Genomic DNA, 23453 nt, shown 5'->3' with positions numbered 1-23453 from the left:
ATGCGCCAGCTGATCGCGGCCGCTCAAGCCCGCGCCCGCACGACCCTGATGCTGCTGACCGCCCTGCTGCTGGCGGGCCTGGCCGCCTGGCAGGCGATCCCCAAGGAGGCCAACCCCGACGTCGCCATCCCCATGATCTACGTGGCCATGGCCCTGGAGGGGGTCAGCCCGGAGGACGGCGAGCGGCTGCTGGTGCGCCCCATGGAGCAGGAGCTGCGCAGCATCGAGGGGCTGCGCAAGACGACCGCACAATCCAGCGAGGGCCACGCCTCGATCACCCTGGAGTTCGATGCCGGCTTCGATGCCGACCAGGCGCTCTCCGACGTGCGCGAGAAGGTCGATATCGCCAAGGTGGAGCTGCCCTCCGAAGCCGAGGAGCCCCGGGTCGTGGAGGTCAACGTCAGCGAGTTCCCGGTACTCTCCATCGGCCTGTCGGGCGCCGTTGACGAGAGCCAGCGGGTGGCCATCGCCCGGCGGATTCAGGAAGAGATCGAGGGCATCGCCGAGGTGCTGGAAGTGGATATCGGCGGCGACCGCGAAGAGCTTTTGGAGATCGTGGTCGACCCGCTGGTGCTGGAGAGTTACGGCATCGACTTTTCCACGCTGTTCAACCTGGTCAGCCGCAACAACCGCCTGGTGGCCGCCGGCAGCCTGGATACCGGCGCCGGCCGGCTCGGCATCAAGGTGCCCGGGGTGATCGAGACCCTCGAGGATGTGATGGCCATGCCGGTGAAGGTGGACGGCGACCGCGTCGTCACCTTCGGCGATGTGGCCATCATCCGGCCGACCTTCAAGGACCCCGATGGCTACGCGCGCATCGACGGCCAGCCGGCCCTGGTACTGGAGATCTCGAAGCGCGCCGGTGCCAATATCATCGCCACCGTGGAGCAGGTACAGGCGCTGTTCGAACAGGCCGGGAACCTGATCCCCGAGGGCCTGGAGATCACCACCATCACCGACCAGTCCGAGTTCGTCGAGGACATGCTCTCGGAGCTGCTCAACAATGTGGTCACCGCGGTGGTGCTGGTGCTGATCGTGATCCTGGCCGCCATGGGCGCCCGTAGCGCCCTCTTGGTGGGGCTGACGATCCCCGGCGCCTTCCTGAGCGGCATCCTGATGATCTGGGCGGTGGGCTACACCCTCAACATCGTGGTGCTGTTCGCGCTGATCCTGGTCGCCGGCATGCTGGTCGACGGCGCCATCGTGGTCAGCGAACTGGCCGACCGTTACCTGCGCCAGGGCATGGCGCCTCGGGAGGCCTGGCGGGAGGCGGCAAACCGCATGGGCTGGCCGGTGATCGCCTCCACCGCCACGACCCTGGCGGTATTCGTGCCGCTGCTGTTCTGGCCCGGCATGGTCGGCGAGTTCATGAAATATCTGCCCGCCACGGTGATCCTGTGTCTCCTCGCGTCCCTGGCCATGGCCCTGGTATTTCTGCCGACCCTGGGCGGTGTGTTCGGCGCGCGGGCGGCGTCTCAAGGCTCGGCACCGGTCGGCGCCACCGCCGGCGGACGCCTCTATCGCCACGCCCTGTCGCGGCTGCTCGCCCACCCGGCGCTGACCCTGCTGTTCACGGTGCTGCTGATGGCGCTGGTCTACACCGCCTATGCGCGCCTGAACCACGGCGTCGAGTTCTTCCCCAGCGTGGAGCCCGACTCCGCCCAGGTCCTGGTGCGTACCCGCGGTGACTTCTCCGTCGAGGAGAAGGACGCCATGGTGCGGCGAGTGGAGGCTCGCCTGAGCGACATGAGCGAGGTCGAGACCTTTTATGCGCGTTCCTTCGCCACCCCGAATGAACAGCTCGGCGCCGACGTCATCGGCTTGCTGCAGTTCCAGATGATCGACTGGCACCGGCGGCGTCCGCTGGCCGAGGTCTTCGACGAGATGCGCGAGCGAACCGCCGACCTGCCCGGCCTGGTGCTGGAGTTTCGCAAACAGCAGATGGGGCCCGGCGAAGGCAAGCCCATCGTGCTGGAGATCGGCGGACAGCGGCCGGAACTGGCGAACCAGGCGGTGGACCGCCTGCGCGAGTTAATGAACGACCTGGGGGGCTTTCGCGATATCGAGGACAATCGCAGCCTGCCCGGGGTGGAGTGGCGGGTCATCGTCGACCGCGAGGCCGCGGCTCGCTTCGGCACCGATGTATCCAGCGTGGGCAGCGCGGTACAGCTGCTGACCACCGGCGTCCAGGTGGCCAGCTATCGCCCCGAGGGGGTCGATGACGAAGTCGATATCCGCATCCGCCTGCCAAAAGGCGACCGTACCCTCGACCAGCTGGGCCGACTAAGCCTGAACACCTCTCGCGGCCAGGTGCCCCTATCGCATTTCGTGTCGGTGGAACCGGCCCCCAAGGTCGGCACCCTGCATCGCATCGACGGGCGCCGTGCCATCACCCTGGAGGCCGATGTGGCCGCCGACGCCAGCGCCGATGAGCGCCTGAACGCCCTGCTCGAGGCCGCCGGCGAGCCCCCGGAGGGGGTACAGGTGAATGTGGCCGGCGAACAGGAAGACCAGCAGGAGGCCAGCCGCTTCCTGGGCGGGGCCTTCATGGTTGCCATCGGGCTGATGGCATTGATCCTGGTGACCCAGTTCAACAGCTTCTACCAGGCGGGGCTGGTGCTCTCGGCGATCATCTTCTCCACCGCGGGCGTGCTGCTGGGGCTCTTGGCCAACGCCCAGCCCTTCGGCATCGTGATGGTGGGGATGGGCATCATCGCCCTGGCGGGGATCGTGGTGAACAACAATATCGTGCTGATCGACACCTACAATCAGCTGCGCGGCGAGGGCCTGGCGCCGTTCGATGCCGCCCTGGAGGCGGGCAGCCTGCGCCTGCGGCCGGTGCTGCTGACGGCGGTGACCACGGTGCTGGGCCTACTCCCCATGGTGATGGGGATCAACGTCGACCTGCTTGGCCCCAGCCTGGGCATCGGCGCCCCCTCCACCCAGTGGTGGACCCAGCTCTCCAGCGCCATCGCCGGCGGACTGACCTTCGCCACCGGCCTGACGCTGCTGCTGACGCCCTGCATGCTGGTGCTCGGCGGACGCTTCGAGCACCGGAAGAAAGCATGATCAACCGGCGCTCGTAGCAAAGGGAACTGTCCCCGGGGGTTAAGGGAACTGTCCCCGGGGGTTAAGGGGACTGTCCCCGGGGGTTGGGGGACTGTCCCCGGGGGTTAAGGGGACTGTCCCCGGGCAGTCCCCTGCGGGCTAAAATCACGCTCCTACGGGCGGGAGACCGCCTCCGCCCGGGCGGCATCCGGCGCATGGCGGGCGTGAACTCGTCCGATCAACTTGTCCTCCAGGTCGAAACGCTCGCTCAGGCCGTGGGCCAGGCGCTCCAGCCAGGCGGGCAGACGCACGAGGTTCTGGCGTACGCGCCCCGGGCTCGCATACTCGTCATCGAAATCGAGCATCAGGGCGGTGGAGTTCTCCAGGCGCGCCAGCAGGCTATCGGCCAGGGTCAGGGCGGCATCGTCCTCGAAGGCCCGGGCCTCCTCGCGCAGCTGGGGATAGGCCTCGAAATGGCCGGCGCTGATGTAATCCATCAGCAGTTCGCTGAAGGCATCGATGCGCTCCTTGGTCACCGCCTCCAGCTCGACATCGCTGATCTCCTTGAGCTCGATGAGGTTGACCAACAGGTCTCGGCGCTGGTCCAGCCAGCGATCGATCAGCTGGTGTACACCACCCCAGCGCTCCAGGGCGCTCTTGCAGTTCTCCAGCATGGGACCTCCAATCATTGGGTCGAGCAAGCTCATGGGTGCCGAGGGCGTCCAGCGCCCGGCCGGGTCAGCACCAGAGTCGCGCTACCGGATGGGGCTGTCAATCCTGCAGGCTCGAACGTGGACGGCCCACGCCGTCAAGACGACTATTGCGGCCTTTTCCACTGCCTTGAACGGGCATTTCCTTGGTAGTCTATGTCGACACCAACAATATCCCGCTTCTCGAGGTTCTTCATGAAACAGCTTGCTCGCCTGGGTCTCGGCCTGCTGCTCGCCACCGGCACTGCCACCGCCCATGCCGAAGAGGTCAAGATCGGCATGATCACCACCCTTTCCGGGGGTGGCTCTCACCTGGGCGTCGATGTCCGCGATGCCTTCATGCTGGCCATCGAGCAGTCGGGTCGCGATGATATCGAGGTGCTGGTGAAGGACGATGCCCGCAAGCCCGATCTGGCGCGCAACCTGTCCAACGAGCTTATGCAGCGCGACGACGTGGACCTCATGACCGGCATCATCTGGTCCAACCTGGCCATGGCCGTGGTGCCCTCCGTGGTTCGCCAGGGGACCTTCTACCTGTCGCCCAATGCCGGTCCCTCGGATCTTGCCGGGCGCATGTGCCACGAGAACTACTTCAACGTCGCCTACCAGAATGACAACCTGCACGGGGCCATGGGGGCCTACATGCATGAAGAGGGCTTCGAAAACCCGATCATCCTGGCCCCCAACTATCCGGCGGGTACCGACGCCCTGGCGGGATTCAAGCACTTGTACGAAGGCGAGGTCGCCGGCGAGCTCTACACCCGGATAGGCCAGACCGACTACGCCGCCGAGATCGCCCAGATTCGCGCCAGCGATGCCGATAGCCTGTTCTTCTTCCTGCCCGGCGGCATGGGCATCTCCTTCATGAAACAGTGGCAGAACGCCGGCGTGGAGATGCCGATATTCGGCGCCGCCTTCTCCTTCGATGAAACTCTTGTCAAGGCAGTAGGCGAGGCCGCCATCGGCGCCAAGAACACGTCCCTGTGGGCCTACGACCTGAACAACGATACCAATCGTGCCTTCGTCGAGAGCTTTCAGGAGGCCTTTGAGCGCATGCCGACCCTGTATGCCGCCCAGGGCTTCGATACCGCCAACCTGATCCTTGCCGCCCTGGAACAGGCCCGCCCCGACGACCAGGACGCCTTCCGCGAGGCCCTGCGCGAGGCGGACTTCGACTCGGTCCGCGGTGAATTCCGTTTCGGCCCCAACCAGCACCCCATCCAGGACATCTACGTACGCGATGTCGTCGCCGGCGAGGATGGCGAACCCACCAACCGCCTGCTCGGCATTGCCGTGGAAGATATCCAGGATATCTATCACGTCGACTGCAAGATGTAACGGACCCCAGAACGTGTCAGCCACCCTGTTTCTCGAGCAACTGATCAACGGCCTACAGCTGGGCACCATGCTGTTCTTGATGGCCAGCGGCCTGACCCTGATATTCGGGGTCATGGGCCTGATCAACCTGGCCCATGGATCCTTCTACATGGTGGGGGCCTACCTGACCGCGGCGGTCACCGCCGCCAGCGGCTCCTTCCTGCTGGGCCTGGGAGCGGGCCTGCTGGGCGCCGCCGCGGTGGGGGCGCTGGTGGAGCTGATCGTCGTCCGCCGGCTCTACCACCGCTCGCACCTCGACCAGGTGCTGGCCACCTTCGCCCTGATCCTGATCTTCTCCGAAGGCACGCGCTGGCTGTTCGGCGCCTCGCCGCTGTGGCTGAACACGCCTGAGTGGCTATCGGGCTATGTCACCCTGCCCGGCGATGCCCGCTATCCGCTCTACCGGCTGGTGACCATCGGCGTGGGCATCGCGGTGGCGGTGGCGCTCTACCTGCTGATCTCGAAGACCCGACTGGGCATGCGCGTACGCGCCGGCGAGAGTGACCGGGAGATGATCGGTGCCCTGGGTATCGATATCTCGCGCCTCTATACCGCGGTCTTCGCCCTCGGCGCGGGGCTCGCCGGCCTGGCCGGGGCCTTGGTCGGCGCGCTGCAGTCGGTACAGGTGGGCATGGGCGAGCCGGTGCTGATCCTGGCCTTCGTGGTGATCGTCATCGGCGGCATCGGCTCCATCAAGGGTGCCCTGCTGGGTGCTTTGCTGGTGGGAATGGTGGATACCCTGGGCCGGGTCTTCCTGCCGCTGTTCTTCCGCGGCTTTTTGCCTCCCTCCGAGGCCACCGACGTGGGTGCCGCCCTGGCCTCGATGCTGATCTATATCCTCATGGCCGTGATCCTGGCCTTCAAGCCCAAGGGACTCTTCACCGCCAATGACTGATTCGACGCCTTCCGGCACCGCTCACCTGGAACCGCCCGCCTCACCGCGCCGCTTCGGCCGCCAGGGGGGAATACAGCTCGTCATGCTGGCCCTGCTGCTGGCGCTACCGGTGGTCGCCCACCTGCTGGGGCAGCCCTACTATGTATCCCTCGCCTCTCGTCTGACCCTGATCGCCATGGCCGGGGTGGGGCTCAATCTGGCGCTGGGCTACGGCGGCATGATCAGCTTCGGCCACGCCGCCTACTTCGGCCTGGGCGGCTATGTCGCCGGGATCGGCGCCTACCATGCCTTCGATGCCACCGCCTTCATGGGCCTGCTGCCCGGCAGCGACAACCTGCTGGTGCTGTGGCCCCTGGCGATGCTCGCCTGCGGCCTGCTGGCGCTGCTGATCGGCGCCGTCTCGCTGCGCACCTCCGGGGTCTACTTCATCATGATCACCCTGGCCTTTGCCCAGATGGTGTATTACTTCGCCAATTCCTGGCCGACCTACGGCGGCCAGGATGGCCTGCCCATCTACCTGCGCAATCGGCTGCCGGGGCTCGACACCCAGGACCCGCTGACCTTCTTTCTGATCTGCTTCGCCGGCCTGGTGCTGGCCATGGCGATCACCTCACGGCTGATGGGCTCTCGCTTCGGCGCGGCCCTGACCATGGCGCGACTCAACGAAACCCGCCTGGCCACCGCCGGCGTCTCCCCCTACCCCATCCGCCTGCTGGCCTTCGTGGTCTCGGCGATGATCACCGGCCTGGCCGGGGCGCTGTATGCCGATCTCAACGGCTTCGTCAGCCCCAGCATGCTCAGCTGGCACATGTCCGGCGAGCTGATGGTGATCGTCATCCTGGGCGGCGTCGGCCGCCTCTATGGCCCCCTGGCCGGGGCCGTGCTGTTTATCGGCATGGAGACCCTGCTCGGCGGGCTGACCGAGTACTGGCAGCTGTTCCTGGGCCTGGTGCTGCTGGGCGTGGTGCTGTTCGCCCGTCACGGCGTGATGGGCTGGCTGGCCGGGAGAGAACCCCATGAGTGAGGCGGTACTGGTCCTCGAAGGGCTTCACAAGCGCTTCGGCGCCCTGACGGCCACCGACGATGTCTCGCTGACCCTGCAACCCGGCGAGATCCATGCCCTGATCGGCCCCAATGGCGCCGGCAAGTCGACGTTGATCGCCCAGATCGCAGGCACCCTGCGGCCCGATGCCGGCCGCATCCTGCTCGGCGGCGAGGCGATTACCGACCTGAGCGTCGCAGCCCGCGCAAGACGCGGGCTGGGCCGCAGCTTCCAGGTCTCGTCGCTGGCCGAGCCGCTGACGGTGATCCGTAACGTGATGATCGGCGTGCAGGCGGTCGGTGGCCACAGCTTCAAGTTCTGGACACCGGTGCAACGCGACCGCCGCCTGCTGGAGCCGGCCATGGCGGCCCTCGCCCGCATGGGGCTGGAGCATCGCGCCTGGACGCCGGTGGCGCAGCTCTCCCACGGCGAGCGCCGCACCCTGGAGGTCGCCTGCGCCCTGGCGCTCGAGCCCCGCGCCCTGCTGCTGGATGAACCCATGGCCGGCCTCGGGCCGGAAGGCTCCGCCCGGCTCACCGAACTGCTCGAGTCGTTGAAGCGCGAGGTGCCCATTCTCTTGATCGAGCACGATATGCAGGCGGTATTCCGACTCGCCGAACGCCTCTCGGTGCTGGTCGCCGGCCGGGTCATCGCCCATGGCGACGGCGACACCATCCGCCGTGACCCACGGGTCCGCGACGCCTACCTGGGAGAGTGACCCATGCTCAAGATGGAAGCCATCGAGACACGCTACGGCCCCGCCCAGGCCCTGTTCGGCGTGGACCTGGAGGTTGAGGCCGGCCAGATGGTGGCGCTGATGGGGCGTAACGGCATGGGCAAGACCACCACCATTCGTTCACTGTTCGGCCTGACGCCGGCCCACGCCGGACGCATCCGGTTCGCGGGGCACGACCTGCGACGCCTGTCACCCCAGCGCATCGCCCGGCTGGGGCTAGGCCTGGTACCGGAGGGGCGACGCTGCTTTCCCAACCTGACGGTACGCGAAAACCTGCTGGTGGCGGCGCGCCCCGGGGAGTGGACGCTGGAAAAGGTCGAGGCTCTCTTTCCACGCCTCGGCGAGCGCGACCGCCAGTCCGCCGCCACCCTCTCCGGCGGCGAGCAGCAGATGCTGGCCATCGGCCGGGCGTTGATGACCAACCCACGGCTGCTGGTGCTCGACGAGGCCACCGAGGGGCTCGCCCCGGTGATCCGCCAGGAAATCTGGCACGCCATCCGCCGCCTCAAGGGCCAGGGCCTGGCGATCCTGATCGTCGACAAGACCCTTTCGGAGCTGCTGCCCATGGCCGACCGCTGCGTGCTGCTGGAGAAGGGGCGCAGCGCCTGGACCGGGCCGCCCGACGCGCTCACCGAGTCTCTGCGCGACCGCTATCTGGGGGTGTAGCGCACCAGGGCGGACACCCGCCTCCCAGGAACGCGATTGACTGCTGGCCCGACACCTCGGCGATGCCCAACAGAGCCACATCGATCACCTATCGCCGGATAAATCGGGCTCCTACACTTCGGCGATGGCCGGCTTGCGGGTCAACAGGCCCAGCGGCGCGAGCGCCAGCACGATAAAGCCGACCAGCGTCCAGGCGGGCAGGGAGACACCCAGGAACAGGAAGTCGATCTCGGCACACTCCCCCGAGCCGGAGAGCACCATATTGACCACCTCCTGCAGGGGCAGGATATCCAGCATGTAGTCGAGGCCGGGGCCGCAGCTGGGGACCTCGTCGGCGGGCAGCGACTGTAGCCAGAGGTGCCGCCCGGCCACACCGATACCGGTGCCGACGGCCGCCAGGCTCAGCACGCCGTAGAGGGCCGCCCCGAGGCGGCCGGCGGGGTTATGGATCAACGCCACGGCGAACACGAGCCCCGCGGCGATGACCGCCACGCGCTGGAAGATGCACAGCGGGCAGGGCTCCAGGCCCACGAGATGCTCGAGCCCCAGGGCCACCGCCATCATCAAGACACAGAAGGCCAGGCCGGCGAGGCTCCAGTGACGCACCTCGAGCCGCGCCAGGCCGCTCACTGGCCGGCCCCAGCGGTCACCCGCGACTCCCGCGCCCGCTCGAAGTAGTCGTTCAGGAAGTCGGCAAAGGCGACACGATCGGCGCCCTCGATCTGGGTCTGCTGTTGATGGGACGTCTCGATCAGCTCCTCGAAGAGCCGCTCCCGACCGGGGTCGATGGGCTCATGGCGAAGTTGCTCGGCCTGCTCCCGGGCGATGGACAGGATGGCATCGGAGAACTCTTCGCCATTCTCCTGCAACCGCGCCAGCAGCTGACCGGAGGGCGTCAGCGCCGGGTCGTCCAGGCGCGGGGCCATGGCGGCCACGGCATCGGCATGGGGCGTGCCCTCCTCCAGCGCATCGAGCAGCTCGGCGACGCCACGCATCTCGTCGAGGATCTCCCCGCCCCAGTCGGCCACGCTGCGCGCGTTACCGGCGTGGTTCAGACGCAGCTCGGGGTCGCGGCCACGCTCCACCACCAGCTGGCGGTTATCGTCGAGGGTGTCGCACTCGGCATCCGGGATCCACGGGCTCTCGGAGAGCAGGCACCACATCACGAAGGTATCGATAAAGTGGATCTGGGTCTCATCCACGCCCAGGGTCAGCAGGGGGTTGAGGTCGAGACAGCGCACCTCGATATACTCCACGCCCCGGGCCTCCAGGGCCTGGCTTGGCGTCTCGTCGTGGCGGGCCACCCGCTTGGGGCGGATATCGCTGTAGTACTCGTTCTCGATCTGCAGGATATTGGCGTTGAGCTGGTGCCAATCGCCATTTGCATTGACGCCCAACGCCTCGTAGGCCGGCCACGGCGTGGAGATGGCATGGCGCAGGGTGTTGACGTAGTTGGAGAGCGAGTTGAAGCAGATCTTGAGCTGCTCCTGCACCTTGTTCTGGTAGCCCAGATCCGACATGCGCAGGCTGGTGGCATAGCGCGACACCAGCGTCTCTTCGCCGTGGGGCTCGAGCTTGTCGGGAATGTTGCCATCGGGCAGGAAGCTGCGATCGATGGCCGGCGAGGCGCCGAACAGATAGAGCAGCAGCCAGCTGTGGCGCCGAAAATTGCGAATCAGGCCGAAATAGCGTTGCGAGCGGTAGTCGTTCAGCGGCGTGTCCTCGACACCCTCGAGGTCACGCAGCAGCGTCCAGAGGTCGTCGGGCAACGAGACGTTGTAGTGCACCCCGGCGATGGACTGCATGATGCGCCCGTAGCGAACATCGAGTCCCTGGCGGTAGACCCGCTTCATGGTGCCCACGTTGGAGACGCCATAATCGGCGATGGGAATGCTGTCGTTGCCGTCGAGGCGCGCCGGCATGCTGGCCGGCCAGATCAGCTCATCGCCCAGGTAGCGATAGCTGAAACGGTGCAGGTCGCCGAGAAACGCCATGGCATCGACGGCCCGGCAGGTCACCGGCGTGATGTATTCCAGCAGCGCCTCGGAATAATCCGTGGTGATATGCGGATGAGTCAGCTTGGAGCCCAGCGACCGAGGGTGCAGCGACTGGGCGATGCGTCCCTCGGGGTCGACGCGCAACCCTTCCTTCTCGAGGCCGCGGCGCAGTCGACTGAACTCACCCTGACGGGCTGAGCCCTCCAGGCGGGAAACGAGATTGGTGAGTGATTCGGACAAGGTAGCACCCCTTGTGTTGGGAAGGCGCGGTGGAAGGCACCGAGACGGCTCGCCACGCTGATAATGAGACGGGCGCCCAAGCGGCGCCCATTGATAGGCTGATTATGCTACCTGACGGCCGCCATGCAAAGGTTAGCCGGCTTGGGACTTCACCCCGCCTGCCGGCTGGCGGCACGCCGGCTAGTGTTTCTGCTTCGCCTTGAGCAGCGCGGCACCCAGGGCGCCTACCTGTCCCGGCTCGTCGTCCCGCGAGCGGCTACCGCCGCCGCCCCGAGCGCCCTTGCGCTGCGGCTTCTTGCCTGCCGGCTGCTGGCCGGCTCGGGACCGCTCACCGCCACGGCGGCCGGCGTCCTGCTCGTCCGGCTGGTCGTCGAGGCGCATGGAGAGACCGATCCGCGCACGCTCCAGGTCGACGTTCATCACCTTGACCCTGACGATATCGCCGGCCTTGACCACCGAACGAGGATCTTCGACAAACTTGTCGGAAAGCGCCGAGATATGCACCAGGCCATCCTGATGGACGCCGATATCCACGAAGGCACCGAAGTGGGTGACGTTGGTGACGCTACCCTCGAGCACCATGCCCGGTTCCAGGTCCTTGAGGGTCTCGACCCCCTCGCGGAATTCGGCGGCCTTGAACTCGGGTCGCGGATCGCGGCCCGGCTTGTCGAGCTCGGCGAGAATATCGGTAATGGTGGGCACCCCGAAACGCTCGTCGGCAAACTCGGTGGGCTTCACGGCCTTGAGGGTGGCGCTGTCGCCGATCAGGCTGCCGAGCTCGCGGCGGCTTCTTTCGGCGATACGCTCGACCACGGGGTAGGCCTCGGGGTGCACGGCGCTGGCATCGAGCGGGTTATCGCCGTTCATGATGCGCAAAAAGCCGGCACACTGCTCGAAGGTCTTGGGCCCCAGGCGGCCGACATCGAGCAGCTGCTTGCGGCTGGCGAAGGGCCCCTCGGCATTGCGCCGCGCGACGATGGCCTCGGCCAGCGCCGGCGAGAGACCCGCCACCCGAGAGAGCAGCGCGCTGGAGGCGGTGTTGAGATCGACCCCGATGGCGTTGACGCAGTCCTCGATGACCGCCTCTAGGCTGCGCGACAGCTGCACCTGGGAGACGTCATGCTGGTACTGGCCCACACCGATGGACTTGGGTTCGATCTTGACCAGCTCGGCCAGGGGGTCCTGCAGGCGCCGGGCGATGGAGACCGCGCCCCGGATGGTGACATCCAGATCGGGCAGTTCCCGGGCGGCATACTCCGAGGCCGAATAGACCGAGGCGCCGGCCTCGCTGACCATCACCTTGGAGAGGGCGCGCTTGCCGGCCAGCTGCTTCACCAGGTCGCCGGCCAGGCGGTCGGTCTCGCGGCTGGCGGTGCCGTTGCCCACGGCAATCAGCGCCACATCGTGGCGCTCCACCAGCCTGGCGAGCTCGGCCAGCGAGGCGTCCCAGGCATTGCGCGGGGCATGGGGATAGATGGTGGTGTGAGCCAGGAACTGGCCGGTGGCATCCACCACCGCCACCTTGCAGCCGGTACGCAGGCCGGGATCGATGGCGAGCGTCGCCTTCTGCCCCGCGGGGGCGGCCAGCAGCAGGTCCTTGAGGTTGGCCGCGAAGACCTCGATGGCCTCGAGTTCGGCGCCCTCGCGCAACCGCCCCAGCAGTTCGGTCTCCAGATGGGTGTAGAGCTTGACCCGCCAGGTCCAGCGCACCACGTCGCGCAGCCACTTGTCGGCGGCACGCCCCTCGTCACGGATGGCAAAGTGCTTGGCGATGGCGACCTGGGCCGGATGGATCGGCGCCTCCTCCTCCCCCGGCAGGCGAATCACCAGCGTCAGCACGCCCTCGTTGCGGCCGCGGAACATGGCCAGCGCCCGGTGGGAAGGCGCCTTGGCCAGGCGTTCATCGTGTTCGAAGTAGTCGGAGAACTTGGCGCCCTCGTGCTCCTTGCCCGGAATGACTCGGGCGCTGAGCTCGCCCTCGCTCCATAGCCGCTCGCGCAGTCGGCCGACCAGCTCGGCGTCCTCGGCGAAGCGCTCCATCAGGATCTGGCGGGCGCCGTCCAGGGCGGCCTTGGTGTCTTCCACCGCGGCAATATCGCCCTCTGCGGGACGCAGATACCCCGCCGCCTCGGCCTCGGGGTCGAGGCTGGGGTCGGCCAGCAGGGCATCCGCCAGCGGCTCGAGCCCCGCTTCACGCGCGATCTGCGCCTTGGTGCGACGCTTCTTCTTGTAGGGCAGATAGAGGTCCTCGAGGCGCTGCTTGGTATCCGCGGCCCCGATCAGCCCGGCCAGCTCGTCGGTCAGCTTGCCCTGTTCCTCGATGGTGGCCAGCACCGTGGCCCGGCGGTCTTCCAGCTCACGCAGATAGCCCAGGCGCTCATGCAGATTGCGCAGCTGGGTATCGTCGAGCCCGCCGGTCACTTCCTTGCGGTAGCGGGCAATGAAGGGCACGGTCGCCCCGCCGTCGAGCAGCTCCAGCGTGGCCGTGACCTGCTGTGGACGAATGGATAGCTCTTCGGCGAGGCGCGCGGTGATGCGTTTGGTGGCGTCCATGTAACCCCTTCACTGATGCTCGAGAATCAATCGCGACAAGGTATCACAAACGCCGTGACGAGCCACGCGCGGGTCATTCAACAACTTTAGTCCAAGCGTTCGCTTGGTTCTTGGACAGTCGGCACCGAATCCAGCTAGATTCATGTGACGCTGAAAAATATCGCAGCACACCGATATCACAGCATATCGACATCACAGCACATCGACATCACAACAAAAGGAGCCGTGCCGTGCCGACAGCCGACAGCGCATCCAACCTGTCCGACTTTCTTGCCGCCCGCGACTTTCTGATCGAGCATCGCGAAGACTACGCCACCGCCTACCGCGACTTTCGCTGGCCACGCTTTACCGAGTTCAACTGGGCGCTGGACTATTTCGACGTCATGGCCCGCGACAATGACGCCCCGGCGCTGTGGATCGTCGAGGAGGATGGCCGCGAGGCACGCCTGAGCTTCGCCGAGCTGGCCGGTCGCTCCAACCAGGTCGCCAACTGGCTGCACGCCCTGGGCGTCAAGCGCGGCGAGCGGATACTGTTGATGCTGGGTAACGAGGTGCCGCTATGGGAGGTGATGCTGGCCGCCATCAAGCTGGGCGCCGTGATCATCCCCGCCACCCCCATGCTGACCGCCGAGGACCTCGACGACCGCATCTCCCGCGGCGAGGTCAAGCACCTGGTCATCGGCGAGGACCACCTCGCGAAGTTCGAGGGTCAGCATCCCGACCTGACGCGTATCGCGGTGGGCCATGCCGCCCCCGGCTGGCATGATTTCGCCGAGTCGCACCAGAGCAGTGACGCCTATACGCCGGATGGCCCGACGCCCGCCGACGACCCCATGCTGCTCTACTTCACCTCCGGCACCACCTCGCAGCCCAAGCTGGTCACCCATACCCACCAGTCCTACCCGGTGGGCCACCTCTCGACCCTGTACTGGATCGGCCTGCAGCCGGGGGACCGCCACCTCAACATCAGCTCGCCGGGCTGGGCCAAGCATGCCTGGAGCTGCTTCTTCGCGCCCTGGAACGCCGGCGCCTGCGTCTTCCTGTATAACTATAACCGCTTCGATGCCGCCGCCCTCCTCGACGTGCTGGCGCACTACGAGATCACCACCCTGTGCGCGCCGCCCACCGTCTGGCGCCTGCTGATCCAGCAGGATCTGGCGTCCCACCAAACGCGGCTGCGTGAAGCGGTGGCCGCCGGGGAGCCCCTCAATCCCGAGGTCATCGAACAGGTGCGCCGGGCCTGGGGGCTGACCATTCGCGACGGCTTCGGACAGACCGAGACGACCGCCCAGATCGGCAACTCGCCCGGCCAGGACCTCAAGTCCGGTTCCATGGGTCGCCCGCTGCCCGGCTACCGCGTGGCGATGCTCGATGCCGAAGGCAAGCCGGCCGGCGAGGGAGAGGTCGCCCTGGCGCTGGGCGAGGAGCGCCCCGCCGGCCTGATGGTGGGCTACGCCAACGACCCGGAGCGCACGGCCATCGCCATGCAGGGGGGCTACTATCGAACCGGCGACGTCGCCAGCATTGATGAACAGGGCTATGTCACCTACGTGGGCCGGGCCGATGATGTCTTCAAGGCCTCCGACTACCGCATCAGCCCCTTCGAGCTCGAGAGCGTGCTGATCGAGCACCCGGCGGTGGGCGAAGCGGCCATCGTGCCGAGCCCCGACCCGGTGCGGACCTCGGTGCCCAAGGCCTATATCATTCCCGCCGGCGGCCATGAACCCAGCCCCGAGCTGGCCCGGGATATCTTCGCCTTCACCCGCGAGCGCCTGGCGCCCTACAAGCGCATTCGCCGGCTGGAGTTCGCCGACCTGCCCAAGACCATCTCGGGCAAGATTCGTCGCGTGGAGCTGCGTCAGGCCGAGGTCGACAAGACCGGCGACCAGCGCGACGAGATGGAGTTCTTCGAGGAAGACTTCCCGGATCTCAAGGGCTGAGCAAGGGGACGATCGGCTAGATCCTCCGTGTGAGCGCGACTTATCGCGCTCACACGGGGGTTAAATCCCTGCATGTTTCACATAACAAGCGACCCCGGCACCGCCTTGGCGGTACCGGGGTCGTTTGGATCATGCCATCGGCCGGACGCGAGGCCCTGCCGACCCGATCAGGTCAGGCTGGGGCCGGCCTTGATGATCTCGTTGCTGACGCCTTCGAACTTCTTGAAGTTGTCGACGAACTGGGCGGCCAGCTCCTGGCTCTGGCGATCGTAGGCGTCCTTGTCTGCCCAGGTCTCGCGGGGGTTGAGCAGGCTGGAGTCGACGCCCGGCACCGCGGTGGGCACATCGAGATTGAGGCCGTCGAGACGCTGGGTCTCGACCTCACGCAGCACACCGGACTGGATGGCGCTGATGATGGCGCGGGTGGTGGGAATGGAGAAGCGGGCACCACCCTCGCCGTAGGCGCCGCCGGTCCAGCCGGTGTTGACCAGATACACCTGGGCATCCTTCTCCGCCACACGCTTGATCAGCAGATCGGCATACTCGCGGGCCGGGCGCGGGAAGAAGGGAGCCCCGAAGCAGGTGGAAAAGGTGGCGGCCAGGCCCTCGGAGGAGCCCATCTCGGTGGAGCCCACCTTGGCGGTGTAGCCGGAGAGGAAGTGGTAGGCCGCGGCCTCCTTGGAGAGCACGGAGACCGGGGGCAGCACGCCGGACATGTCGCAGGTCAAGAACACGATGGCATTGGGCTCGCCGGCACGGTTCTCGGCCACGCGCTTCTCGACGTGCTCCAGCGGGTAGGCGGCACGCGAGTTCTGGGTCAGGCTGTCGTCGGCGTAGTCGGGCTCGCGGCGATCGTCCAGCACCACGTTCTCCAGCACGGTGCCGAACTTGATGGCCTTCCAGATCACCGGCTCGTTCTTCTCGGAGAGGTCGATGCACTTGGCGTAGCAGCCACCCTCGATGTTGAAGACGGTGCCCGGCCCCCAGGCATGCTCGTCGTCCCCGATCAGGTAACGCGCCTGGTCGGCAGAGAGGGTCGTCTTGCCGGTGCCGGAGAGGCCGAAGAACAGGCAGGTCTCACCATCCTCACCGACGTTGGCCGAGCAGTGCATCGGCAGCACGTCGAACTCGGGCAGCAGGAAGTTCTGCACCGAGAACATCGCCTTCTTCATCTCGCCGGCGTAACGCATGCCGGCGATCAGCACCTTCTTCTCGGCGAAGTTGATGATCACGCAACCGTCGGAGTTGGTGCCGTCGCGAGCCGGGTCACACGCGAAGTCGGCGGCGTTGAGGATGGTCCACTCGTCCTTGGCGGCCGGGTTGTAGGCCTCGGGGCGCACGAACATGGTGCGGCCGAAGAGGTTCTGCCAGGCGGTCTCGGTCTGCACGCGCACCGGCAGGTAATAATTGGGGTCGCTGCCCACATGCAGCTCGGAGACATAATGCTTCCTGTCGCCCAGGTACGACGCGACACGATCCCAGAGGGCGGCAAACTTGTCGGCGTCGAAGGGACGGTTGACGCTATCCCAGTCGATCTTCTCGCTGGTGGTCGGCTCGTCGACGATATAGCGATCCTTGGGCGAGCGGCCGGTACGGGTGCCGGTGCTCACCACCAGGGCGCCATTGGCGGCCAGGCGGCCTTCACCGCCGGCGATTGACCGCTCGATCAGTTCGGCGCTGCTGAGGTTGACGTGAGCGTGGGAAGCTTGAGGTGTGGTCATGTCGATTCCTGGGCCGTGGGCCGATTCTCTCATGTGCCTGGCGTCGGCGGTGACGCAAAAAGCAGAGGGGCTGTAACGATCATACCGTGCGGTTAACCATCTGCTGGTCATGATCGCACCTGGAGGGCGGCGTCATTATGGCAAAAAGAAACTCGGCGGGGAACGCCCTTATTTAGGCGAAATTCATGTAGTTTTTCTACAACATGCGGGGATTTCGCTACATTTCTTGTGTGCGCCGCAGCATTGACCCGACACAACAGGCGCCGGCACGAACCCCCGTGCCCACCGGCCCGGGGCCATCGCCTCACGAACCGGCCCCGGCGATGGCCCCGTCAGTCGGCTAGTGCAGGATGGGGGGCGGCTCGCTGGAACCGGCCAGCAGCGTCTCGACGTCCTCGACGGAGAAGGCATAGCGGGTATGACAGAAGTGGCATTGCGTCTCGATGCCGCCCTGCTCCGCCAGCACGTCACGCAGCTCCTCGGCGCCCAGGCTCACCAGGGCATCGGCGATGCGCTCACGGGAGCAGGTGCAACCAAAATACAGCGCCTTGGGGTCGAAGACTCGTACCGTTTCTTCATGATAGAGGCGCCGGAGAAGTTCCTCGGGGGCAAGGGCCAGCAACTCCTCTTCCTTGACCGTCGCGGCCAGGTGCACGGTGCGTTCCCAGGCATCGACATCCTGATTCCGGGACTCGTCGGGCATGCGCTGGAGCAGCAGGCCGCCGGCGCGCTGACCGTCGGCGGCCAGCCACAGGCGCGTGGGCAGTTGCTCGGACTGGGCGAAGTAGTCGGCCAGGCAGTCGGCCAGGCTGTCACGGTCCAGGGCGACGACCCCCTGATAGCGATGCCCCTCGCGGGGGTCCAGGGTGATCATGATCCGCCCCTCGCCGATCAGTTCCCGGAAGCCGGCCTCGTCGGCGACGCCTTCCGCTTCCTCCGCCATGCGGGCGATGGCGCGCAGCTCGCCGCCGGGGTTCGACTCGGCCATCAACAGCGACAGGGCGCCGCCGCCGCGTACCTCGATGCTCAGCGTGCCGTCGAGCTTGACGGTGTCGGTCAGCAGGGCCACCGCGGCGAGCATTTCGCCGAGCAGGCGGTTCACCGCGGGGGGATAGTCATGGCGGTCGAGGACCTCGGCATAGGCTTGCTCGAGGGTCACGAGTTCGCCGCGCACGTTGGTGTTGTCGAACAGGAAACGCTGGATCTGGTCGGTCATGGGTCTCGCATCGAATCGGGGGAGGTAAGTTGGGCGCATTCTAGCAAAAACATCCGACACTTTTCCGGCGAGGGGCAGGACTACCGGAGATGGCGTGTAGCGCCAGGCTCGCCCTACAGCACCCATCGACTCCGGTCGCCGGGATAGTCCCGCGGTGCCGGCCGCCTCGTCAGGAATCCCGGGTCCAGACCCCCTGCCCCGCCAGGCGCTCACGGTCGTGGGGGCGCTCCAGGCCCAGCACGGGGCCGCGGGGCACGATGCGGGTGGGATTGATGGTGTCGTGGCTATAATAGTAATGGCGCTTGATATGGTCGAAGTCCACCGTCTCCTTGACGCCCGGCCACTGGTAGAGCTCGCGCAGGTAGTTCGAGAGGTTGGGGTAATCCTCGATGCGCCGCAGGTTGCACTTGAAGTGGCCATGGTAGACGGCATCGAAGCGCACCAGGGTGGTAAACAGGCGAATATCGGCCTCGGTCAGCCATTCGCCGGCCAGGTAGCGGTTCTCTGCCAGGCGCGCCTCCATGCGATCCAGTGACTCGAAGAGCGCCACCACATGCTTCTCGTAGACCGACTGCTCGGTGGCGAAGCCCGACTTGTAGACGCCGTTGTTGATATGGTCATAGACATCGGCATTGACCGCATCGATGGTCTCGCGCAGCTCGGCCGGGTAGAAGTCGAGACGATTGCCGGTCAGGGTATCGAAGGCGCCGTTGAACATGCGCAGCAGCTCGGCAGACTCGTTGTTGACGATGCCCCCGACATGCCGATCCCAGAGCGCCGGCACCGTGACCCGGCCGGTATAACGGGGATCGGTCAGGGTGTAGAGCTCACGATGATAGGCCGCGCCGTTGATGGGGTCGCCGCTCGAGCCTTCGTCCTCATGATAGCTCCAGCCCTCGCCGAGCATCAGCGGGCTGACATGAGAGAGGCCCACCAGGCCCTCGAGGCCTTTCAGCCGGCGCAGGATCATCACGCGATGGGCCCAGGGGCAGGCCAGCGACACATAGAGATGATAACGCCCCGCCTCGGCGGCTCGACCCGGCTGACCATCGGGCCCCTCGCCGCCATCGTGGGTAACCCAGTCGCGAAGCTGCGCGGACTCACGCACGAATTCGCCGCCGTGCTTTTGGGTGTCATACCACTGGTCGTGCCATTCGCCGTCGATCAACAGGCCCATGGAAATCCTCCTCGAAGGGGCGGCCAGGGCCGCCGGTTGTGTATTTCCCCCTAGCGTAGAACGAAACCCTCGATGATTCAGCGCCCCTTACGGGCGCCTTCATTCGACAACAGCGAATTGACCCTCAACTGGAGGGGGTTGCAATTCCAGGCCAGGGTCGTTCCAATACGCTGTTAGAAAACAGCGTTCGCCACTCTCCATGCCACCCTGTGACACTGCAAGAAGGTCACGCGGGGCGGAGTTGCTGTGCATGTATACAGCCTAGGCAATTCCCCCTCCATGAGTTATCGTTCAGAAGCCTTTTTTCGCCTTATACCTATCTTTACCGGCCTTTATCTCATGTTGCGAGCCCTACATTCGCTGCCCCGCGCGCACAAGCTCTTGCTGTTACCCGTCGCCACCATGGTCACCGTGCTGGGCGCACAGAAGATCGTTACCACCTATCAGGATGTCCAGCGCGACTCGGGACCCCTGAAAACCGTGGTCATTCCCCTCGACGCCGATGCCTCCTCACAGCTGCCCTCGCTGAACCTTCAGCGAAGCTCCGTGGGTGAGGCCATTGAAATGGCCAACCAGGCGCTGGATGCCACCCAGCAGCGGGTACCCATTACCCAGTTGAAGGTCAGCGAAGTCGTCGACCTCGAACTGATCGACAAGGCTAATGCCACCAGTATCGATTCGGCGCCCCCCATGCTGGCTCGGCGTGGCGATGACACAACGGCAACGAACGATAGTCCCCGGATGATGGCCCGGGCGCCGGCCGACAAGATCCTGGACGAACGGGTGGTCGAAGTGGCCGCCGGACTGGCGTCGCGAGACGCCGAGACACTCGACCGCGGTGCCGTGCATATCGCCACGGTGGTCGGCACCATCGGTGCCGGCATGCTCGAGCAGGACGACGGCCTGGTGGCGGATGCCACTTCCTATGAAGAGATCCCCGAGGGGGAGCTGAGCACCCTCGACGACGGTCCGGTATTTCTGGAGAAGGAAATTGCCGCCCTCGATCCCTATGTCCCGGAGTGGGAAACCTACACCGTGGCCCCGGGCGATGCCTTCACCCGCATGGCCCAGAACTATCTGGGTCTGGGCAACAGCAAGGCCCTGGCGCTGCTGGACCAGCTGCCCGACCGCGACATGCTCGAACGCTGGCAGATCGGCAGCCGCCTCGACTACAAGCTGGACGAGGACGGCGAGCTGCTGACCCTGCGCATGATGCGTGATGCACGCAGTGGTTTCGTGGCGGAACGCAATGGCGATACCTTCGAGGTCGCGAGCATCGAGAACACCGGTGAGGCCGCACAGCGGCTGTTTACCGGCACCGTCAGCGGGAGTTTCACCCGCTCGGCCCAGTCCACCGGCCTGTCCAGCGCCGAAGTCTCGCGACTGGTCCATGTGCTCGGCAAGAAGCTCGACTTCCGCCGCGACACCCGTCGCGGCGACCACTTTCAGGTCCTGGTCGAATCCGATGTCATCGAGGGCGAGAGCTTCGACCCGCGAATCCTGGCGGTTCAGTACGAGGGAGAACGCACCGACCTGACCCTGATTCGCAACAGTGCCGACAACAACTTCTACACGCCGGAGGGGGAAAGCCTCGACCCCGCCTTCAACCGCTACCCCTTCGAGGGAAGTTACCGGTTGAGCTCCAACTTCAACCCGTATCGCAAGCACCCGGTAACCGGACGCGTCAGCCCGCACAAGGGCACCGACTTCGCGATGCCGATCGGCACGCCGGTCACCGCTCCCTCCGACGGCGAGGTCGAGTCGGTTCGCAGCCACTACGCCGCCGGCCGTTACATCGTGATCCGTCACGACAACGGCTATCGCACCCGCTACCTGCACCTCTCCAAGCCGCTGGTCAGCCGTGGCGACCGCGTGACCATGGGGCAGCGCATCGCCCTCTCCGGCAACACCGGCCGCAGCACCGGCCCACACCTGCATTACGAGGTCCTGGTCAACGACGATCAGGTCGATGCCATGCAGGTCAAGCTGCCGGAGAACAAGAGCCTATCGGGGGATCGTCTGATGGCCTTCCAGCGCGAAGCCGAACCGCTGCTTGTCACCCTGCAGTCCGGAGAAGCCGGCCCGGTGGTGGCCAGCACCGGCGAGCATGACTCGGATGAGGAGTCCGACGAAGGCTGACCTCGCGTCTCGACACTCTCGCTGTTCCATTGCGCCCCGCCATTGTGCGGGGCGCCTCGATTCTGCCCCTGACGGAGAGCACCGTGTCATCGCGCTCACCCCGACCCACCCCGCCCCCCGAGAACCGCCTGACGGCCTTTCTGGGAGTCTTTCGCTATAGCCGCCGCGCCCTTGCCCTGGTCTGGCAGACCTCACGCGCCCTGACCCTGGGCCTGGCCATTGCCACCCTGGTGGCCGGCGTATTGCCGGCGGTGGCGGCCTGGCTCGGCCAGCTGATCGTCGATGCGGTGGTGGCCGCCATGGAGCAGCACGCCGAGACGGGCAGCGTGGCGTGGTGGCCCGTGCTGCGTTATGTGCTCGCCGAAGGCGGGGTGATCGCCGCCATCGCCCTGGCTCAACGCGCACTCTCCGCTCAGCAGTCGCTGCTGCGTGCCCTGCTCGGCCAGAAGGTCAACGTGATGATCCTCGAGAAGGCCGGCACCCTGAGCCTGGCCCAGTTCGAGGACTCCGAGTTCTACGACAAGCTCACCCGGGCCCGCCGGGAGGCGTCGACCCGTCCCCTGGGGCTGGTCAACAAGACCTTCTCCCTGGCCCAGAACGGCATCTCGCTGTTCAGCTTCGGCGTGTTGCTGGTGCAGTTCTCTCCCTGGGCGCTGCTGGTACTGGTGATCGGTGCCCTGCCGGTCTTTATCTCCGAGGCCAAGTTCTCCGGCGATGCCTTCCGACTGTTCCGCTGGCGATCGCCCAAGACTCGCATGCAGATGTATCTGGAGACCGTGCTGGCCCGCGAGGACAGCATCAAGGAGGTCAAGCTGTTCGGCCTGGAGCCGCTGCTGCTGGATCGCTATCGGAAGATCTTCGACACCCTCTACGCCGAGGATCGCCGGCTCACGCTGCGCCGGGAGAGCTGGGGCTTCGTGCTCGGCCTGCTCGGCACCCTGGCGTTTTACGGCGCCTACGCCTGGGTGGTGGTGGAGACCATCACCGGCACCCTGAGCCTGGGTCAGATGACCATGTACCTGATGGTCTTCAAGCAGGGCCAGGCGGCACTGTCGGCGAGCCTGACCTCGATCAGCGGCATGTACGAGGACAACCTCTACCTCTCCAATCTCTACGAGTATCTGGAACAGCCGGTGGCGCCGGAGGCCGGCCGCCTGACCGAGGGCGCTCACCCCGGCGACGGCATTCGCTTCGAGAACGTGGGCTTTACCTATCCCGGCGCCGAGACACCCGCCCTCTCGGGGATCTCGATGCATCTCAGGCCCAGCGAGAGCCTGGCATTGGTAGGCGCCAATGGCTCGGGCAAGACGACCCTGATCAAGCTGCTGACCCGCCTCTATGAGCCGAGCACGGGGCGCATCCTGCTCGACGGCAACGACCTGCGGGACTGGGATCTTCAGACGCTGCGCCGACGCATCGGGGTCATCTTCCAGGACTTCGTGCGCTACCAGATGAAGGTCGGCGAGAACCTGGGGGCCGGCGACGTGACCGCCTTCGAGGATGAATCACGCTGGCAGGAAGCCGCTCGCCGGGGGCTGGCCGACGACTTCATTGCCGAGATGCCCGGCGGTTATCACACCCAGCTGGGGCGCTGGTTCAAGGGCGGCCAGGAACTCTCCGGTGGCCAGTGGCAGAAGGTCGCCCTGTCCCGCGCCTATATGCGCGAGAGCGCCGATATCCTGGTACTCGACGAGCCCACCGCGGCCATGGATGCCGCCGCCGAGGCGGCCGTCTATGCCGACTTCCGCGACCATAGCCAGGGCAAGATGACCATCCTGATCTCCCACCGTTTCTCCACGGTGCGCGCCGCCGACCAGATCCTGGTCATCGATGGCGGCACCCTCCTGGAGCAGGGCGACCACGCCAGCCTGATGGCCGCCAACGGCCGCTATGCCACGCTCTTCCGGCTCCAGGCCAGGGGCTATGCCTGATCCTTACGCCTAGCCCTTACCGCGCCGCAGGTTCCCGATTTATCGGGCGATTCAGCGACCGATAG

Annotated in this window: 16 protein-coding genes; 9 read left to right on the top strand and 7 right to left on the bottom strand. The window is 66.2% G+C overall.

The genetic code is table 11. The features are described 5' to 3' along the window. Positions 1–3069, top strand: coding sequence for an efflux RND transporter permease subunit (locus Q358_RS0106135; RefSeq protein ID WP_027961246.1), 3069 nt, complete (start codon positions 1–3; stop codon positions 3067–3069). 152 nt (positions 3070–3221) lie between these two features. On the opposite strand, the gene Q358_RS0106130 is transcribed toward Q358_RS0106135, so the two are convergent. Beyond that, the gene (locus tag Q358_RS0106130; protein WP_027961245.1) at positions 3222–3722 is read right to left on the bottom strand and encodes an Rsd/AlgQ family anti-sigma factor; all 501 of its coding nucleotides are present in this window, start codon (positions 3720–3722) and stop codon (positions 3222–3224) included. 231 nt (positions 3723–3953) lie between these two features. On the opposite strand from Q358_RS0106130, the gene Q358_RS0106125 reads away from it, so the two are divergent. Genes Q358_RS0106125 through Q358_RS0106105 form a run of 5 tightly spaced genes read left to right on the top strand, consistent with a single transcriptional unit; the run spans position 3954 to position 8474 of the window. Further along, positions 3954–5096: an ABC transporter substrate-binding protein gene (locus tag Q358_RS0106125; protein ID WP_027961244.1), complete on the top strand. Its 1143-nt coding sequence runs from the start codon at positions 3954–3956 to the stop codon at positions 5094–5096. A gap of 13 nt (positions 5097–5109) precedes the next feature. After that, positions 5110–6030: a branched-chain amino acid ABC transporter permease gene (locus Q358_RS0106120; protein ID WP_027961243.1), complete on the top strand. Its 921-nt coding sequence runs from the start codon at positions 5110–5112 to the stop codon at positions 6028–6030. Continuing rightward, positions 6023–7054, top strand: a complete 1032-nt coding sequence (locus Q358_RS0106115; RefSeq protein WP_084286459.1) for a branched-chain amino acid ABC transporter permease — start codon at positions 6023–6025, stop codon at positions 7052–7054. The genes Q358_RS0106120 and Q358_RS0106115 overlap by 8 nt, the downstream gene beginning before the upstream one ends. Next, positions 7047–7790, top strand: coding sequence for an ABC transporter ATP-binding protein (locus Q358_RS0106110; RefSeq protein ID WP_027961241.1), 744 nt, complete (start codon positions 7047–7049; stop codon positions 7788–7790). Before Q358_RS0106115 ends, Q358_RS0106110 begins: the two co-directional genes overlap by 8 nt. A 3-nt stretch (positions 7791–7793) precedes the next feature. Further along, entirely contained in the window at positions 7794–8474 is a 681-nt protein-coding gene (locus Q358_RS0106105) for an ABC transporter ATP-binding protein (protein WP_027961240.1), read from the top strand. 111 nt (positions 8475–8585) lie between these two features. On the opposite strand, the gene Q358_RS0106100 is transcribed toward Q358_RS0106105, so the two are convergent. From Q358_RS0106100 to Q358_RS0106090, 3 genes are all read right to left on the bottom strand, one after another. After that, the gene (locus tag Q358_RS0106100) at positions 8586–9095 is read right to left on the bottom strand and encodes a disulfide bond formation protein B (protein ID WP_027961239.1); all 510 of its coding nucleotides are present in this window, start codon (positions 9093–9095) and stop codon (positions 8586–8588) included. A gap of 5 nt (positions 9096–9100) precedes the next feature. Next, entirely contained in the window at positions 9101–10711 is a 1611-nt protein-coding gene (gene gshA / locus Q358_RS0106095; protein ID WP_027961238.1) for a glutamate--cysteine ligase, read from the bottom strand. A gap of 180 nt (positions 10712–10891) precedes the next feature. Then, the gene (locus Q358_RS0106090) at positions 10892–13264 is read right to left on the bottom strand and encodes a Tex family protein (RefSeq protein ID WP_027961237.1); all 2373 of its coding nucleotides are present in this window, start codon (positions 13262–13264) and stop codon (positions 10892–10894) included. A 230-nt stretch (positions 13265–13494) separates the two neighbouring features. Here Q358_RS0106090 and Q358_RS0106085 point away from each other — a divergent pair, with 230 nt between their 5' ends. Further along, entirely contained in the window at positions 13495–15204 is a 1710-nt protein-coding gene (locus Q358_RS0106085) for an AMP-binding protein (protein ID WP_043487753.1), read from the top strand. A 167-nt stretch (positions 15205–15371) separates the two neighbouring features. On the opposite strand, the gene Q358_RS0106080 is transcribed toward Q358_RS0106085, so the two are convergent. The 3 genes from Q358_RS0106080 to Q358_RS0106070 all read right to left on the bottom strand — a co-directional run bounded on the left by Q358_RS0106080 (position 15372) and on the right by Q358_RS0106070 (position 19318). Then, on the bottom strand, positions 15372–16925 hold the full coding sequence (locus tag Q358_RS0106080) for a phosphoenolpyruvate carboxykinase (protein WP_027961235.1): 1554 nt from the start codon (positions 16923–16925) through the stop codon (positions 15372–15374). Positions 16926–17265: 340 nt separating this feature from the next. Then, a complete protein-coding gene (gene hslO / locus Q358_RS0106075; RefSeq protein ID WP_027961234.1) occupies positions 17266–18141 on the bottom strand; it encodes an Hsp33 family molecular chaperone HslO in 876 nt (291 codons plus the stop codon). Positions 18142–18310: 169 nt separating this feature from the next. Then, positions 18311–19318, bottom strand: coding sequence for a glutathione S-transferase family protein (locus tag Q358_RS0106070; protein ID WP_027961233.1), 1008 nt, complete (start codon positions 19316–19318; stop codon positions 18311–18313). Between the two features lie 339 nt (positions 19319–19657). Here Q358_RS0106070 and Q358_RS0106065 point away from each other — a divergent pair, with 339 nt between their 5' ends. Together Q358_RS0106065 and Q358_RS0106060 are read left to right on the top strand one after the other, a co-directional pair. Further along, positions 19658–21457 carry a peptidoglycan DD-metalloendopeptidase family protein gene (locus Q358_RS0106065; protein ID WP_027961232.1) on the top strand — a complete coding sequence of 600 codons (1800 nt, stop codon included), beginning with the start codon at positions 19658–19660 and terminating at the stop codon, positions 21455–21457. Between the two features lie 83 nt (positions 21458–21540). Beyond that, on the top strand, positions 21541–23388 hold the full coding sequence (locus tag Q358_RS0106060) for an ABC transporter ATP-binding protein (protein WP_051530209.1): 1848 nt from the start codon (positions 21541–21543) through the stop codon (positions 23386–23388). Positions 23389–23453 lie beyond the last annotated feature (65 nt).

The sequence above is a fragment of the Halomonas halodenitrificans DSM 735 genome (assembly GCF_000620045.1).
Lineage (GTDB): Bacteria > Pseudomonadota > Gammaproteobacteria > Pseudomonadales > Halomonadaceae > Halomonas > Halomonas halodenitrificans.
Note: the sequence above shows the minus strand (reverse complement) of the source record. Positions and strands in the feature narration are given on the sequence as shown.